The organism is Paenibacillus apis (assembly GCF_018333295.1).
GTDB lineage: Bacteria > Bacillota > Bacilli > Paenibacillales > Paenibacillaceae > Fontibacillus > Fontibacillus antibioticophila.
The window spans coordinates 1-15,451 of the sequence record NZ_BORS01000035.1 but is presented as its reverse complement, the minus strand read 5'-3'; the positions used below and the strand labels follow the sequence as shown (position 1 = coordinate 15,451).

Below are 15,451 nucleotides of genomic sequence, written 5' to 3'. Positions count from 1 at the left end.
CACGCGTACCCATCCCGAACACGACCGTTAAGCCCTCCAGCGCCGATGGTACTTGGACCGAAGGGTCCTGGGAGAGTAGGACGCCGCCAAGCAACACAAAGAGCACTACCGATAACCCGGTGGTGCTTTTTTAATATTTTTTTCACAGCTATTCTTGTCCTGCTCTCAAACAAAAACTAGAAATACGAGTGGGAAAGTGATTAGAAGGTTAAGAACTAGTAAGAAATGCTCGCTAAAAGCTGGTCAATAGAAAAGAAACTGTAAATTGGATTGTCACTATATCCCATCTTAAAAAGGATACAATAGTAATAGAATATTTTACTGCATGGAGGAGAAGAAACCAATGAACAGCAAACACAAGCGGAGAACCTTTAAAATAACTTCGAATAGTAAGATGCTGCTGCTAATGGGCGTAGCGGCAGGCTCCTTGCTGCTGAGCGAAATGCATGCCGGGGACAATCTGGTAGCGGCGCAGGGCTCAGGTCAGTCAGCCGATCCATTGATAGCAGCCCAGTCCCAATCAACCTCCGTCACGAGCAATCTGGTTGAATTGAAGGCAAATGGGAAGAAGGCAGCCCAGCAGGGCATGTTATTTGATAACAAAACCTGGGTTCCGTTAACGTTTTTGCGCGATGAGCTTAATTTATCCTTAACCTATGAATCCGCCAGTCGCACATACATCATTACCCAAGATTATCAGAAGCTTAAAGTAACTTTGTATGAAGGCGGCGTCACCTCTTATCTGAACGGCCACTACCTGGGGACTCCCGGAGCCAAGCTGATAAAGGGAAGAATCTACGTTCCATTCCAATGGCTCAAGGATTATTTGGGCTATGAGGGGGTGTGGGAAGGCAAGCTGAAGCAATTGGATATCGTCAAGTCTCAACTGAACAATCTGGAGATGAAGACGGTTAGTCATCGAGAAGACAATGCCGATGCCGTGATTACATTAAATGCTCCTTCTGTTGCTATACCTGGCAATACTTCGGCGGAAAAGGCCATCAACCGTGTCTTTGAAAAGGATAACTCCGAATTTCAAGCCTATATAGCTGAATCGTTAAAAAACCGTGAAGGAGAGTCTAATCTTGCCCCATATGAATTTAATTCTTCCTACGTGGTTACTTACAATCAGAAGGGGCTGCTCAGTCTTTTCATAGATAAATATAAATATACCGGTGGTGCCCATGGAATGACAGTACGGCAGGGATACACCTTCAACCTGGAGGATGGCAGCCTGCTTACGCTTAAGGAACTGTTCGGAGATACCTCAGACTATATGAACATCATTAACGGGGAGGTCAAGGAGGGCTTTGAGTCCCATCCTGGTTATTTTGGAGGATTTAAGGGGATTGGCAGTGATTATACCGACTATTACTTGCAGAGCGATAAGGTGACGTTCTTCTTCCAGGTCTATGAATATACCCCTTATGCGGCTGGTATTCCGGAGTATTCGATAGCCTATGAGAAGCTTTTGAAGAAGAATAGTCATTATCAAAACCTGCTTCCATAAGAAACGGAGAATGAATGTAACCTTTTTGTTACCGATTGGTGTATGGACTAACGTTATAATGAAGACTGGCAACTTGTCATTAGGCAAAAGGGCCTATCCGTGTTCTATATCAGCTTCAACATCAAATGCAGCTATAAGCTCTCGGAATATAGATTGGGTAAGGAGGAGATCAGCATGCAGCTGAGGGGAATCAGGTATTCCTTGTGCTTCATGAGTGGAGTCCTGATGATGCTACTAATCATAACAGGCTGCACGGATTCTGAGCCTTCCTGGACAACATTTGTCGGTTCAGCTGTAGAGAAGAGCTTTCCGGTACCTAAGGAAGCCAAGCGGACCGAGACGGCGACGAACAATACGAAGGTAGACTATGTACACTATTCCATGCCTGGACTCCGTGAGGATGACCCTGTACCTGAACCCTATGTGAAGGCAATTACGGAATGGGGATGGAAGGAGAATACTCAGGAGAGCACGGGAACAACCCTTGTATTTACAAAAGATAAATTGGTCGTTCAATTGACCATGCATAAGAATGCCTTTACCGTACTCGTTCCTAAAATGCAAGAGAAGACGATTATAAAAGGACTGGAAAGTAATCAGTAGGCACGGATATATGAACAAGGAAAGAGCCTGATTCCACACATGAGCTGCGGAGACAGGCTCTTTTTATCCAGGCAGTGTAATTAAGGCATATAGTAGGAAGTATCCTGTGGAGTAATCTTGATCATACCGCCTTTAGGCTGTTTGCGCATTCCAATCAGGATATACAGCTTCGGCGACAGGAGCCACAGATGCCACAACACCAAGGAAATGATGAAGGCAGGAGGAGACCAGGGAATCAGGGCAGCAAAGAGGCAAATGCCGATCCAGCTAATATGTAAATGAGCCAGGCGAAAGGTACTGTAGGTCACAAATTGATCTGGCAAATACCCCAGCCAAGGAAGTCTCCAGCTGAACCGCCACCGTTTACGATAAGAGTGGCTGACTATAATTAGTACGGAACGGGCAATGACAAAGTGAATCCAGAGAACGATCGGGATCGCTAAGAGAAAATAGAACAGACTGGTCCAGGAGAAAAATACCATCGTTGCCGCCAGCCAAATGAAAGGAAGCGTCAAAAAGCTGCTGATTAGCGGACGAGGCACAGTGAGTCTTTTTAATAGTCGATAATGATAAAATGTTGCGTTATTTCCTTTATCTGCAGGCATCAGCAATAAAGTCCTCCCCTGAAACAAGTGGTGTGGCATTATTAGAAAATGGTACGCTCTGATTAATATATCGGATAAAAGTAAGATTTTTTGAGATGCCTCTGTACAAACACCCATCTGGCAAGGGGCGCATATACATATATCAGAAATGAGCTATGAAAAGGTTTAAATTGATAGAATATGTGCCATACTGGTAGTAAAACAAACAAGGTGGGATGGAACATGGATGAGCTTACGCCGAACACATGCATTATTTGTGGGGAGCCAAAGTCGGAAGGCATTCATATTGTATCTGAATTTATCTGTGATGCTTGCGAGGCGGAAATGGTTCATACGGATGTCCAAGAGGATAAATATCATTTTTTTGTCCATCGCATGAAAAGGATCTGGATCGGGGAAAATGCATAGTGTGGGGCAGCAATCCATATAAGTCAGCAAAAAAGATAAGAAGGATCATGAGAGGACCTGATTTTAGCGATAAGGTCCTTTTATATTGCCCGTAAGCGCACATAGGCGTTACAATGAAGCGAAGGCGTTACGATAGACAAGCCGGAAGGATCAGGATATAGATTGAATCAGCAAAATAATAGATCAGGCGGACAACAACAGATTCAGGCTCCGCTTTATGAGGCGCTCCTTGCATACAGGGAGCGCAAGGATGCCTCCTTTCACGTACCTGGGCATAAGGATGGGGAGGCTGTACGGCAGAGCGAGGGCAGGTACGGAAGCGCTGCCGGTTATCCGCTGGCCCGGATGATGGAGCTGGACGTGACGGAGATTACCGGCACGGATGATCTGCATCATCCGGAGGGCGCCATCCTGGAGGCGCAACGCTTGGCCGCGGCGGTGTTCGGCGCCGAGGAGACGTTTTTTCTGGTTGGCGGCAGCACGGCCGGCAACCTGGCAATGATCCTGAGCGCGTGCAGCGCTCCAGGCGATGTGCTGCTCGTGCAGCGCAATGTGCACAAATCCGTGATTCACGGATTGATGCTGGCTGGAGCACGAGCCGTGTTCCTTGCGCCGCGACTGGACCCCGCGAGCGGCCTGGCGACCATCCCGTCCGAGGCAACGGTGCGTGAGGCCCTGGCCCGGTATCCCGGGGCCAAGGGGCTGCTCGTGACGCACCCGAACTATTACGGGATGGGAGCCAGCCTTGCGCCGCTGGCGAAGCTCTGCGCGGCGAGCGGCGTGCCGCTGCTCGTGGACGAGGCGCATGGCGCCCACTACGGGCTGCACCCGGCGCTGCCGGCGAGTGCCCATGGTCAGGGCGCCAGCGCGGTCGTGCAGTCCACGCATAAGATGCTCGGCGCCCTGACCATGGGCGCCATGCTGCATGTGCAGGGCGGCCTGCTCGACCGCACGCTGCTGAGGCAGCGGCTGGCGATGGTGCAGAGCTCGAGCCCATCGTACCCGATTATGGCCTCGCTCGATCTGTGCCGCTGTCAGCTTGCCTCCAGCGGCCCAGCATACTTCGAGTCCGCGCTGGCAACCGCGGACAAGCTGCGGCGCGGCATCCGGGAGTTGTCCCGTTTTGGGCTGCTTGCACCTGAACCGGGCGCAAGCGGAGCAGATGCCGCATATGCTATACAAGATCCCTTCAAGGTGGTGATCTATGATGCCGCAGGGATCTGGAGCGGGTACCAGCTCCAGACCCTGCTGGAAGCAGCCGGCTGCGTGCCGGAGATGAGCGATGAGCGCTATGTTGTGCTGGCGCTCGGCCCAGGATCGCGCCTTCAGGATGCCAATCGGTTGCTGAAGGCCTTGAAGGAGCTGTCGAAAGATGATGTTTCCACGTGGAACATCGCGAACAAAGAGGTTCAGGCCTCCCTGAAACAAGCCGATAAAGGAAATAAGCCCGGGGCAGAGCTTGAACCGGTATCTTCCCCGGTCCGCTTTAGCCTTCGTCCGATCGCAGCCGGGAATATAGAATCCGTTCCCTTGTCTGATTGCGCGGGAAGGCTGGCGGCTGAGATGGTCGTGCCTTATCCGCCTGGAATTCCGATTCTGTATCCCGGTGAGCGGATCAGTGAGCAGCGGAGCCTGCAGCTCCATCAGCTTAGGGATTCTCAAGCAAAATGCCAAGGCGTAAAAGACGTCACCCTATCTACCATTCAAGTCATTATTAAGGATATAGAAGAAAGTAGGGAATTCCTCGTTGAACGTTCATGAACAGGTACAAGAAGAAGGAGTAAACCGCCGAAAAGGACTCTTCATTACGCTGGAGGGAGGCGAGGGAGCAGGTAAAACATCGTTGATGGAAGAAGCGGCTCGTGTACTTGAGGCTCGCGGAATCCAGTATATGACGACCAGAGAGCCCGGGGGAATCCGAATTGCCGAGAGTATTCGCGAGATCATCCTGAATCCCAGCCATACGGAGATGGATGCCAGAACCGAGGCACTGCTCTATGCAGCAGCCCGGAGGCAGCACCTGGCAGAGAAGGTGGAGCCGATGCTCGCCCAAGGAATTACGGTATTAAGCGATCGCTTCGTCGACAGCAGTCTCGTCTATCAGGGCTATGCCCGCGGATTAGGAATTGAGGAAGTGCTCTCTATCAATATGTTCGCTACCGCCGGCAGATTTCCGGATATGACCTTTTATCTCGACATTGAGCCTGAGCAAGGGCTTGCCCGTATCGCGGCAGGACAAGGACGAGAAGTGAACAGGCTTGACCTGGAGGGCCTTTCGTTCCATCATAAAGTTAGGGAAGGCTATCGGATCGTGTCCGGGATGTTCCCGAGTCGAATTCATGAGATTGATGCATCCGGCTCCTTCGAGGAGGTCGCAGCGGCATTAACTGCCAGACTGGATGCGGCATTAAAGGATTTTGGCGTATGATTGTCAAATAAGTAAAAGTGGTTAAATAGTGTTATCAAACCGAGGAGGGAATGCAAATGAAACTGATCATCGCTATCGTTCAGGATAAGGACAGCAACCGTCTGTCCGGCGCATTGGTGAAGGAAAATTATCGTGCCACCAAGCTGGCCAGTACCGGGGGATTCCTTCGGGCCGGAAATACCACATTCATGATCGGTGTAGAGGACCATCAGGTGGAAGGCGTTATGAGCGTCATCCGCAACAGCTGTAAGGTTCGCGAGCAGCTGGTAACTCCGGTAACACCGATGAGTGGAACGACAGATTCCTATTTGCCGCTTCCGGTCGAGGTGCAAGTTGGAGGAGCAACTGTGTTTGTAATGCCGGTTGACCGTTTTGAACATTTTTAAAGGATACTCGAGAAGTCCCTTTTTGATCACCAAGTATTCTAAAAAATAGAGACTTTAAAGCTATCAATTATTCTGCAGACAGGCGGTGAATAGAGCACATGAAAATTGATCCGGGTTACAGGCCGCTAAAGAGCAGCCTTAGCGGTAGTGATAACGCAGCAAGGCCAATTCAGGCGAAGAGCTTCTCTGATGTGATGCAGCAGCATGGGGAGCAGTCATCGAAGGAAGAGCTTGCACGCAAATTCAAGGAGATCCAGCTTCAGGGAGACCGGCTTGCACGTTCCATGACAGTTAGGGAGCTTAAGGCTTACCGGACAATGGTCAAGCGATTTCTGGAGGATACGGTCCGGCGCGGGGTGGGCATCAAGGAATCCCGAGGCTGGGATCGCAGAGGCCGGGGCAAGCGATATAAGCTGCTGGATGAAGTCGATGCTGCTCTGCTCGCGATGGCGGATGAATTGCTGGAGACGGAGCAAGGGAAGATTGAGCTTCTGCAAAAAATCGGTGAAATCCGTGGGATGCTGATCAATATTTGTTACTAGGAAGGTAAAATACGATTATGTCTTTCAAGGAAATCATCGGACAAGAGACTGCTAAGCAAATGCTGCAGAACGGTCTTCGGCAGCATAAAATATCTCATGCATATCTATTTAACGGGCCGCCGGGGAGCGGACAGAAGGAAATGGCGATGGCCTTCATACAGGCGTTGTACTGTACAGAAGGAGAAGAGGAGGCGTGCGGCGAATGTCTGGAATGCCGCAAGGTGCTTCACGGTAATCATCCCGATCTCCATCAGGTCTATCCCGACGGCTCGACCATTAAAATAGATCAGATTCGCGATTTACAGCGGATTTTCTCCTATCGGTCGGAGCAAGGCAATCCGAAAGCCTATATCATTGACCAGGCGGAGAAAATGACGGTGCAGGCTGCGAACAGCCTGCTGAAGTTTCTGGAGGAGCCTCCGTCACCTGCGGTGGCTATTTTATTAACGGACAATGGACGGGCTCTTCTGCCGACCATTCAATCAAGAGCTCAATGGGTGCCATTCCTGCCTTTAGAGCCTGAACGGATGCTGCAAATATTGGTAAGCGAGGGTTATCCCGGTGCTTTGGCCCGATGCGCGGTTCAGGTCGCGTCAGGACTGGCGGCATGCCGGGATTTGTTGCAACAGAATTGGTTTGCAGAAATTAGAAACGTAGTGTTACAATTAGGGAAGGAAACCGCAGGCCGTGGCGGTTCTCCACTTGTATCAGCGCAGCAATCTATATTCAAGGCAGGTCTTGGTGAACACCTGGATATGCTGCTGGATCTTTTTCATGTATGGTTCAAGGACATGCTCCATGCACTCTATCATAGACATGACCATATTGTATTCATAGATGAGCTGGATTTTATTATGAAGCAGGCTTCCACGCGAAGTGCGGACTACTGGATTCAGGGGATGGCGCTTGCGGCGGAGAGCAAGAAGAAGCTTCGTCAGAATATGAACGGCCAGCTCTGTCTTGAGCAGTTCTTGATCGCGATTGGCGCCTAAGGAACTGCCCATCTTGCTGCCCGGCTTCGTTTAGATGCGGGTCAGCGGTTTTAAACTTTCTCCCGTGAAAAACGTGGGGTTTTACAGAACGTCCGCCAGGTTTTTATAAAGTGGGTTTTCAGGATACAAGGGGGTTAGTTTTTGTACACTGTAATAGGCGTCCGCTTTAAAAAAGCGGGCAAAATATATTACTTCGATCCTCTCGAGCTCCCTGTGGAGAAGGACCAGAGCGTCATCGTTGAGACGGCGCGGGGGATCGAGTACGGGAAGGTAGTCGTCGGGAAGAAGAAGGTGGGCGAGCAGGATGTCGTCCTTCCGCTGAAGAAGGTTATCCGGATTGCCGACGATTCCGATGCACGTGTTGTGGAGGATAACAGGCTTGCGGCAAAAAATGCATTTGCCACATGTTTAAATAAAATTAAAGACCATGATCTGAAGATGAAGCTGGTGGATGTAGAATTTACGTTTGACCGTAACAAGATCATATTCTACTTCACGGCGGAAGGACGAGTTGATTTCCGTGAACTGGTCAAGGATCTGGCAAGCATTTTCCGTACACGGATTGAACTCCGTCAGATTGGAGTCAGAGATGAAGCCAAGATGCTCGGAGGAATCGGTCCTTGCGGACGCGTGCTCTGTTGTTCTTCCTGGCTTGGCGATTTTGAGCCGGTATCAATCAAAATGGCTAAGGACCAGAGCCTGTCACTGAACCCGACCAAGATTTCCGGGCTGTGCGGGCGGCTGATGTGCTGTCTGAAGTTCGAGCATGACAACTATGAGAGCGTGAAGGAAGAGCTTCCGTCCGTAGGCAAGATTGTTATTAGCTCTTTAGGTGAAGGCAAAGTGGTTGGTCTTAACGCGGGAGCACGCACGGTTCATGTGCAGCTGTTTGACGCAGGCAAGGTCAAGGAGCTTCCGTTAGACGATGTAGTTGTGAAATAGCATCTAATTCATATTCAAGAAAGACTTTAGAGAATGACTCTGGGGTGGGAACTTGGAGAATAAGGATATATTTAAACATGTGCAGGCGCTGGAGACACAGGTGGGGAAATTTCACGGCGATTTGGGCGCACTGATGCTGGAAGTCAAGAGGCTGGTAGAAGAGAACCAGCAGCTTCGTCTGGAGAATGAGAAGATGCGTAAGATTATGATGGGAGAGGCTAAAGAGGCTGCCCCTGCTTCCACATCTTCATCTCGATCCGCTGCTGCCCCCTCTGCCGGAGGCAAAGAAGCAGTAGATGTTGTTGGAGAGGGCTATGACAATCTGGCGCGTCTCTATCATGAAGGTTTCCACATATGCAACGTATATTATGGTCATTTACGCACTGAGGGCGATTGCCTGTTCTGCTTGTCATTTTTGAATAAATAACGAACCGTAGGGGCCCCTACGGTTTTTTTTAGATTTTTTGCAGACATGTGCCGGAGAGACCGGCAGCGATAGAGGAGAGCTTTCAAGTTGAAGAATCAAGTAACGATCTATGATTATGAGCGGGTTGATGACCTGCTGACCCAGCAGCTCCGTATTATTCAAAGCGAAGAGGTGTTCAGCTTCTCGATGGATGCGGTGCTTCTGGCCAGATTTGCTTCTATTCCAAGCAAAGGGAAGATCCTCGATCTCTGTACAGGGAACGGGGTTATACCGCTGCTGCTATCCACCAGAACCAAGGCAAGCATTGAAGGGATTGAGATTCAACCCCGGCTTGCGGAGATGGCAAGAAGAAGTGTGGAGATGAATGGATTAACGGCACAAATTGCGATCCGGGAAGGAGATCTGCGGGAGTTATATAAAGAGGCAGGACATGGGAGTTATGATGCAATTACAGTCAATCCTCCTTATATGCCTGTGTATTCCGGAGAATCAAAGCTGAATCCTCATCAGGCGATGGCCAGACATGAGATTCACTGTAATCTTGAGGATGTAGCCAGAGCCGCGATGCGGCTGGCAAGACCGGGTGCAAAGGTGTCGATGGTGCACAGACCCCAGCGGTTGGGGGAGATTATATCTTTATTTCGGCAATACCGTCTGGAGCCTAAATTAATCCGGTTTGTCCATCCTAGGGCGGACGCAGAAGCCAATATGGTGTTGATTGAAGCACTGCGGGATGGAAAGCCGGATGTCCGCATCCTGCCCCCATTAATTGTTTATAATGAAGATGGACAATACAGTCCGGAGATTATGCAGATTTATTATGGATCAGAGAGGGAAGAGCATGACCATTCAAATTCAGAAGAGCTTTGAATCAAACCAGAAGACGGGAAGTCTCTATCTCGTCGGAACCCCGATCGGTAACTTGGAGGATATGACTTACCGGGCGGTACGCACGCTTAACGAGGCGGATATTATTGCTGCGGAGGACACGAGACAGACGCGGAAGCTGCTAACGCACTTCGAGATTTCTCCGTCCAAATTGTTCAGCTATCATGAGCATAACAAGGCAGCCAGCGGACCCGAATTAATTCGCTATATAATAGAAGGAAAAAATTTAGCGCTGGTCAGCGATGCCGGATTACCGGCGATTTCCGACCCCGGCAGCGACCTGGTTCGACTGGCTGTGGAGCAGGGGATTCCTGTGATACCCATCCCTGGAGCAAACGCGGCCCTCTCGGCGCTGATCGTCTCAGGGCTGCCTACGGAACGCTTTCAATTTCTCGGGTTTTTGCCCCGTGAATCTAAAGAGCGTAATAGCTTGCTGGAATTACTGCAGGATGAACAGAGTACCTTACTATTCTATGAATCTCCCCACCGTGTTATAAAGACCTTGACGGCTATGCAGCAAGCATGGGGGAATCGGCAAGTTGTACTGGCCCGGGAATTGACGAAACGGCATGAAGAAATGGTTCGGGGGACAATCCGTGAATGCCTGTCCTGGTTAGAGGAGCACCCGCCGCTGGGCGAATACTGCATCGTTGTATCCGGTGAGGAGCAGAGCAAAGTGAAGGAGCGTCAGGATGCCTGGTGGCAAGCATTATCGGTAGAAGAGCACGTAGCTTATTATGAGACTGAGGAGCCGTGTTCTCGAAAAGAGGCCATGAAAAAAGCCGCGGGAGATCGGGGAATATCCAAAAGAGATATCTACAAGCATTTGCTGGAGAACGGGAAAGAAGAGGAGTAACGGTAATTGCGGAATTAGACAAAAAAGGGGCCTTCTCAGGCTGGGTTCAAGCCTGGAAGGCGCCAAGGAGATATGAAAAAGGTTAGAATTAACAAATTTTTATAAACCTATTATATACTATAAATCTTAATTTGTCACAGGGGTAGGAAGCTGAGTAATGCATTCGTGGCAAACAATTTTGCCCTTGAAGTAAGTTACGTTCTCTGCATTACCACAGAAAATGCAAGCAGGCTCATATTTTTTCAACATGATCCGTTCGCCGTCCACATAAATCTCAAGCGCATCTTTCTCGCCAATACCGAGTGTGCGGCGCAGCTCGATTGGAATAACTACCCGTCCCAGTTCGTCTACTTTTCTTACAATACCCGTTGATTTCATCATAACCTATGAAGGCCCCTCTCGCTATAGTATAAAAGCGTCATGATTCGACAAACTTCTATGTTTTATGATATTTATGATACCAACCATTGCCAAATCAGTCAACCTATTTATGGCAGAGTTCATCATTATTTCTAAATATTTTTTGTAGCTAAGCGCTGTTAACCCGGTTTTACTACCAAATGAGCATACGATCTTATTCGACATTTTGGAAGATTATATAACGACACAATTCGACACCACCTGACAGTAACTACCTTTTTAAGCCATTATCCGTAAATTTTGAAGAATCTTTTTGTAAAGGAGATGTTGAGATGGAAAAGCAACTGAAGGAAGAAAAAGTGTTCAAGGACCCGGTACATAATTATATTCATGTGCAGGATGAAATTATCTGGTCACTTATTAATACGCATGAATTTCAAAGGCTTAGACGGATCCGCCAGCTGGGCACTTCATATTTGACTTTTCATGGCGCAGAGCATAGCCGGTTCTCCCATTCGCTGGGCGTCTATGAGATTACGCGGAGAATCATCTCCCAATTTGAACGTGCCGAATATCCGGATTGGCCGGAGGAGGAGCGGATGGTAGCCCTGTGTGCGGCCCTGCTTCATGATTTGGGGCATGGACCGTTCTCTCATTCCATAGAACACGCCTTCCAAATGAATCATGAGGATTGGACGTGCAAGATTGTGCTTGGCGATACGGAGGTTGCAGCTGTACTGCGCAGATTAGGCGAGGATTTCCCCGGGAAGGTAGCTTCCGTCATTCAGAAAACCTACGAAAAGGCGATCGTGGTCAACTTGGTATCGAGCCCGTTAGATGCCGATCGCATGGACTATTTGCTGAGAGATGCTTATTTTACAGGTGTCGAGTACGGAACTATCGATATGGACCGGATTCTGCGGATGCTGCGTCCATATCAAGGGAGAATTGTCGTGAAGGAATCAGGGATGCACGCCGTGGAAGACTATCTTATGTCCAGATATCAGATGTACTGGCAGGTTTATTTTCATCCGGTGACCCGGAGCTCGGAGATCATTTTGCGGCAAATTTTCCGGAGAGCCAAGGAATTATTCGATACGGGACATTCGTTCCGGTTTTTGCCTGATCCGCTTCCGGGCTTGTTCCAGCGGGATTTGACCGTTCAGGAATATCTGCTGCTGGACGAAGCGCTGGTACAAACTGCCTTTATGCAGTGGCGCCTGGAGTCAGATGAATTGCTTGGCCAACTATGCAGCCGGTTCTTGGATAGAAAACTGTATAAATATGTAGAAGTTGAATCTCTGGATATGGAGACCATTGACGATATTCGCCATGCATTCGAAGCAGCAGGACTCCATCCGGATTACGATCTGGAAATTGATTTTCCGACCGATCTGCCTTATGATGTGTTTCGTCCTGACAATGAGTCCACGGAGAAGCAAATCCTGCTCCTGGACAAGCATGAACGGCTTGTGGAAATATCCGAAGTATCGGACATCGTCCGCTCGATCAGCGGCTTGCACCGGGGAAAATACCATTTGTACTTTCCTTACGAAAAAGTAAAGGCTGTCTTGGACCAGCTTCCGGAATCTACAGCATCAATATTTATACAGAAATGATAAATAGAATTTATGACTTGCACGCTATCACTTTAGGAGGTTAACCGCAATGGAGTTATTTGACACCCATACCCATATGGATTCGAAGAATTTTGACGAAGACCGTGCAGAAACTATCGAACGTGCTCGAGAGCAGGGCGTTACGCGGATGATCAATATTGGATTTAACCGGGAGACGATTCCCACCACGATGAAATTGGCCGAAGAATATGAGTTCATCTACGCCGCCGTCGGCTGGCACCCGCAGGATGCCATCACCATGAAGGAGGAGGACCTGGATTGGATTACCGAGCTGTGTAAGCATGAGAAGGTCGTTGCGATCGGTGAGATCGGTCTGGACTACTATTGGGATACCTCGCCGAAGGAGGTACAGCATGAAGTGTTCCGTAAGCAGATTCGCCTTGCCCGGCAATTGGGCATGCCCATTTCGATCCATAATCGGGATGCCCATGAGGACGTAGTTCGAATTCTTCGGGAAGAGAAGGCAAGCGAGATTGGCGGTGTGATGCACTCCTTTTCGGGAAGCTGGGAAATTGCCAAGATGTGCCTGGATATGAACTTTCATTTGTCGTTTGGGGGACCGATTACCTTCAAAAATGCAAAGCAGCCGAAAGAGGTCCTGATGAAGACACCTTTAGACCGTTTACTTATCGAGACGGATTCCCCTTATTTAACACCTCATCCATTTAGAGGGAAAAGAAACGAGTCCGGATATGTGCGTCTGGTGGCTGAAGCTGCAGCTGAGCTTCTGGGGAAAGAACTGGAAGAAATTGCGAGAATTACGACCCAAAATGCACTGGAACGATTTGGAATACGATGAAAACAGGAGAAAAAGCAATGAAAAACAGAGGTATACGGAAAGATGAATGCATTTTAATCATCTGAGGGGAGATTATTACATTTTTTTAACCATATTTTAAAATAAACGTTCTTGATCCGTCCTTTACAATCTGCATCGAAACAAGTTAGAATCTTTTCAGTAATCGATTTGGCACCCTCCATGTGTAGATGGATAGGGTCCGGATTACAGTGTTCCATGAACCAGTCTCGCTGAATCTCCGAATGGAGAGCGGGGGAACCAAATACATCATGCCGGATATCAACACAGATGACAGAAAGTGTGCCGGAATGAACTGTAATTGATTTCTTTACTCGGGTCTATGGGGTGAATTCGAGGTCATTGCGCCATGAGCGAATGAACTGAGAAGGGGCGGCACTCTCGCGTCCTAACCCGACAGCTAACCCCGTAAGCGTACGTTGAGAGGGCAAACTCGTGCATCCTATTACACCAAGACAAACTCGGAAGCCACGAAAGAGAGCCTCTTACTCTCTCCTTTAGGCTTCTTTTTTGTTTTGAATAATTGTAATAGGGTCATCATACTGTGATATACAGGAGGTGACTATGTCCGGGAAGACTGGGACAGGATGCGGATTGCAGCTTCAAATCAAGCAGTCCGTAAAAATGATTAGTAGTCACGTCAAATGCAGTACGAATCGATCTAACGGCGGGACTATGTAAGGAGGACGGAAGAAATGGGTTTGTTCCGGAATGAGGAGTCCCATGAATCGCGCTCATCCAGCATGTCTTACGCATTGCGGTGGCAACAAGAACACTTACGTCAAGTGGCTGTCGTTGGGGCAGTAGCCGTCGCACTCATCATCGTTACCCTAATCTGGTATTTCACTCAAAATAGCAAGCAGGTTCACTTGGTTGTTGATGGGCAAAGTCAAAGCATTGAAACCCGTCATTCGCTGGTCAATCAGGTACTGGAGGAGCAGTCCATCGCATTGAATCCCGAGGATTCGATCTCGGTGGCCTTGAATAGCCCCATCGAAGACGGAGACAAGATCGTGATCGTACGAGCCGTTCCTGTCAAAGTGAATGTCGATGGAGCGACGAAGCTGCACTTTACTACACAAAAAAGTGTGCAAAAGGCGATCGCCGAGCTTGGCATTACCGTCGATAAGGACGATAAGGTGACCCCGGCACTGGACAGCAAGGTTGAAGCCAACCAAGAAATTCAAATTGTACGCGTAACAAAGCATACCGTGCAGACAAAGGACGTCATACCTTTCACCGTCGTAAAGACCTCGGATGATACGTTGCTTAAAGGCAACACCAAAGTGACCTCTGAGGGCAGTGAAGGCGTGATTGTTCATAATTACGAAAAAGTCTTTGAAGACGGAGTTCTCGTGTCCAAAATCTGGCTGGGGAAAGTAGTGGAAAAAGAAGCTGCTCCGAAGGTCATTGCTGTTGGTACGAAGAAGCCCGCAGTTGTTGCAGCCGCGACCATTACCCGTAAAGATAATTCGGTGAATATCAGCGGAGTGGCAACCAAGGGCGGCGTCTCTTTTGAATATAAAAAAGTGCTTAAAAACGTAACTCTGACCGCATATTCCTCGGAGGAAGACGGAATCGGAACGCGCACAGCTTCCGGTACGCGGGTTACCGAAGGCAGAACGATTGCAGTGGATAAATCGGTCGTTCCGCTTGGCTGGTGGGTGTACATCGAAGGGATTGGATTCCGCAAGGCGGAGGATACCGGAGGTGCCATCAAGGGGAATAAGATGGATGTATACTATGATTCTCTGAAGGCGGCACAGAACTTTGGCCGCAAGAAGGGGCGTACCGTCTATGTGATCGGCCCGACGAAGCCGGAGCTGAACTAGCGCGGTCCCTCGTTTACTTTGCACAGGGAATGGGATACTATTAGGGTGAGTGAATAAGACACGGATAAGAAGAGGAGCATTCCTCTTCTTTTTGTTTAGGCTTTAGCCAGTTGAGCTCGCGAAGCGTGCGAAACAAAAAACCACCCGCTATGCGGGTGGAGGAATCAAGGGTTTGACCACTAAGACCAAACCGATAGAATTGAGATGTTCAGGCT

17 protein-coding genes, 1 rRNA gene and 1 riboswitch are annotated in these 15,451 nt (G+C 49.0%); of the genes, 16 read left to right on the top strand and 2 right to left on the bottom strand.

The window, feature by feature from the left end:
- The 3 genes from rrf to KI362_RS24955 form a co-directional block, all read left to right on the top strand.
- Nucleotides 1-92, top strand: a 5S ribosomal RNA gene (gene rrf, locus KI362_RS24965); the annotation flags it as partial.
- Between the two features lie 251 nt (nt 93-343).
- Nucleotides 344-1,510, top strand: a complete 1,167-nt coding sequence (locus KI362_RS24960; protein ID WP_301630955.1) for a PdaC/SigV domain-containing protein — start codon at nt 344-346, stop codon at nt 1,508-1,510.
- 174 nt (nt 1,511-1,684) lie between these two features.
- Nucleotides 1,685-2,113 carry a hypothetical protein gene (locus KI362_RS24955; protein ID WP_301630954.1) on the top strand — a complete coding sequence of 143 codons (429 nt, stop codon included), beginning with the start codon at nt 1,685-1,687 and terminating at the stop codon, nt 2,111-2,113.
- 80 nt (nt 2,114-2,193) lie between these two features.
- On the opposite strand, the gene KI362_RS24950 is transcribed toward KI362_RS24955, so the two are convergent.
- Nucleotides 2,194-2,718 (bottom strand): hypothetical protein, encoded by a 525-nt coding sequence (locus KI362_RS24950; protein WP_301630953.1) that lies wholly within the window; start codon nt 2,716-2,718, stop codon nt 2,194-2,196.
- 222 nt (nt 2,719-2,940) lie between these two features.
- On the opposite strand from KI362_RS24950, the gene KI362_RS24945 reads away from it, so the two are divergent.
- From KI362_RS24945 to rsmI, 10 genes are all read left to right on the top strand, one after another.
- On the top strand, nt 2,941-3,126 hold the full coding sequence (locus KI362_RS24945) for a sigma factor G inhibitor Gin (RefSeq protein WP_044482627.1): 186 nt from the start codon (nt 2,941-2,943) through the stop codon (nt 3,124-3,126).
- 162 nt (nt 3,127-3,288) lie between these two features.
- Nucleotides 3,289-4,887 carry an aminotransferase class I/II-fold pyridoxal phosphate-dependent enzyme gene (locus KI362_RS24940; protein WP_301630952.1) on the top strand — a complete coding sequence of 533 codons (1,599 nt, stop codon included), beginning with the start codon at nt 3,289-3,291 and terminating at the stop codon, nt 4,885-4,887.
- Nucleotides 4,874-5,554 (top strand): dTMP kinase, encoded by a 681-nt coding sequence (tmk, locus tag KI362_RS24935; protein ID WP_301630951.1) that lies wholly within the window; start codon nt 4,874-4,876, stop codon nt 5,552-5,554. Before KI362_RS24940 ends, tmk begins: the two co-directional genes overlap by 14 nt.
- Before the next feature lie 56 nt (nt 5,555-5,610).
- Complete coding sequence (locus KI362_RS24930; protein WP_044482624.1) at nt 5,611-5,940, top strand: cyclic-di-AMP receptor; 330 nt, start codon at nt 5,611-5,613, stop codon at nt 5,938-5,940.
- A 98-nt stretch (nt 5,941-6,038) separates the two neighbouring features.
- Nucleotides 6,039-6,482, top strand: a complete 444-nt coding sequence (locus tag KI362_RS24925) for a YaaR family protein (protein WP_044482623.1) — start codon at nt 6,039-6,041, stop codon at nt 6,480-6,482.
- 17 nt (nt 6,483-6,499) lie between these two features.
- Complete coding sequence (gene holB, locus KI362_RS24920; protein WP_212943272.1) at nt 6,500-7,474, top strand: DNA polymerase III subunit delta'; 975 nt, start codon at nt 6,500-6,502, stop codon at nt 7,472-7,474.
- A gap of 141 nt (nt 7,475-7,615) precedes the next feature.
- Nucleotides 7,616-8,416 carry a PSP1 domain-containing protein gene (locus KI362_RS24915; RefSeq protein ID WP_044482621.1) on the top strand — a complete coding sequence of 267 codons (801 nt, stop codon included), beginning with the start codon at nt 7,616-7,618 and terminating at the stop codon, nt 8,414-8,416.
- A 52-nt stretch (nt 8,417-8,468) separates the two neighbouring features.
- Entirely contained in the window at nt 8,469-8,843 is a 375-nt protein-coding gene (locus KI362_RS24910) for an initiation-control protein YabA (protein WP_301630950.1), read from the top strand.
- 87 nt (nt 8,844-8,930) lie between these two features.
- Nucleotides 8,931-9,713: a tRNA1(Val) (adenine(37)-N6)-methyltransferase gene (locus KI362_RS24905; protein ID WP_301630949.1), complete on the top strand. Its 783-nt coding sequence runs from the start codon at nt 8,931-8,933 to the stop codon at nt 9,711-9,713.
- Nucleotides 9,685-10,587, top strand: coding sequence for a 16S rRNA (cytidine(1402)-2'-O)-methyltransferase (rsmI, locus tag KI362_RS24900; RefSeq protein WP_301630956.1), 903 nt, complete (start codon nt 9,685-9,687; stop codon nt 10,585-10,587). Before KI362_RS24905 ends, rsmI begins: the two co-directional genes overlap by 29 nt.
- Before the next feature lie 126 nt (nt 10,588-10,713).
- Here the strand turns inward: rsmI and KI362_RS24895 are convergent, their stop codons facing one another.
- The gene (locus KI362_RS24895; protein ID WP_044482617.1) at nt 10,714-10,968 is read right to left on the bottom strand and encodes an AbrB/MazE/SpoVT family DNA-binding domain-containing protein; all 255 of its coding nucleotides are present in this window, start codon (nt 10,966-10,968) and stop codon (nt 10,714-10,716) included.
- Between the two features lie 311 nt (nt 10,969-11,279).
- On the opposite strand from KI362_RS24895, the gene KI362_RS24890 reads away from it, so the two are divergent.
- The 3 genes from KI362_RS24890 (at nt 11,280) to KI362_RS24880 (ending at nt 15,236) form a co-directional block, all read left to right on the top strand.
- Entirely contained in the window at nt 11,280-12,566 is a 1,287-nt protein-coding gene (locus KI362_RS24890) for an HD domain-containing protein (RefSeq protein WP_301630948.1), read from the top strand.
- Nucleotides 12,567-12,615: 49 nt separating this feature from the next.
- Complete coding sequence (locus KI362_RS24885; RefSeq protein WP_301630947.1) at nt 12,616-13,386, top strand: TatD family hydrolase; 771 nt, start codon at nt 12,616-12,618, stop codon at nt 13,384-13,386.
- A 218-nt stretch (nt 13,387-13,604) separates the two neighbouring features.
- Nucleotides 13,605-13,835, top strand: a riboswitch (cyclic di-AMP (ydaO/yuaA leader).
- 264 nt (nt 13,836-14,099) lie between these two features.
- Nucleotides 14,100-15,236 carry a 3D domain-containing protein gene (locus tag KI362_RS24880; RefSeq protein ID WP_301630946.1) on the top strand — a complete coding sequence of 379 codons (1,137 nt, stop codon included), beginning with the start codon at nt 14,100-14,102 and terminating at the stop codon, nt 15,234-15,236.
- Nucleotides 15,237-15,451 lie beyond the last annotated feature (215 nt).

Coding starts and splice junctions, on each gene's coding strand:
- KI362_RS24955 (WP_301630954.1), top strand. CDS start 1,685: ATGCAGCTGAGGGGAATCAGGTATTCCTTGTGCTTCATGAGTGGAGTC.
- KI362_RS24885 (WP_301630947.1), top strand. CDS start 12,616: ATGGAGTTATTTGACACCCATACCCATATGGATTCGAAGAATTTTGAC.
- KI362_RS24960 (WP_301630955.1), top strand. CDS start 344: ATGAACAGCAAACACAAGCGGAGAACCTTTAAAATAACTTCGAATAGT.
- KI362_RS24950 (WP_301630953.1), bottom strand. CDS start 2,718: ATGCCTGCAGATAAAGGAAATAACGCAACATTTTATCATTATCGACTA.
- KI362_RS24895 (WP_044482617.1), bottom strand. CDS start 10,968: ATGATGAAATCAACGGGTATTGTAAGAAAAGTAGACGAACTGGGACGG.
- rsmI (WP_301630956.1), top strand. CDS start 9,685: ATGACCATTCAAATTCAGAAGAGCTTTGAATCAAACCAGAAGACGGGA.
- KI362_RS24925 (WP_044482623.1), top strand. CDS start 6,039: ATGAAAATTGATCCGGGTTACAGGCCGCTAAAGAGCAGCCTTAGCGGT.
- holB (WP_212943272.1), top strand. CDS start 6,500: ATGTCTTTCAAGGAAATCATCGGACAAGAGACTGCTAAGCAAATGCTG.
- KI362_RS24930 (WP_044482624.1), top strand. CDS start 5,611: ATGAAACTGATCATCGCTATCGTTCAGGATAAGGACAGCAACCGTCTG.
- KI362_RS24880 (WP_301630946.1), top strand. CDS start 14,100: ATGGGTTTGTTCCGGAATGAGGAGTCCCATGAATCGCGCTCATCCAGC.
- KI362_RS24945 (WP_044482627.1), top strand. CDS start 2,941: ATGGATGAGCTTACGCCGAACACATGCATTATTTGTGGGGAGCCAAAG.
- KI362_RS24890 (WP_301630948.1), top strand. CDS start 11,280: ATGGAAAAGCAACTGAAGGAAGAAAAAGTGTTCAAGGACCCGGTACAT.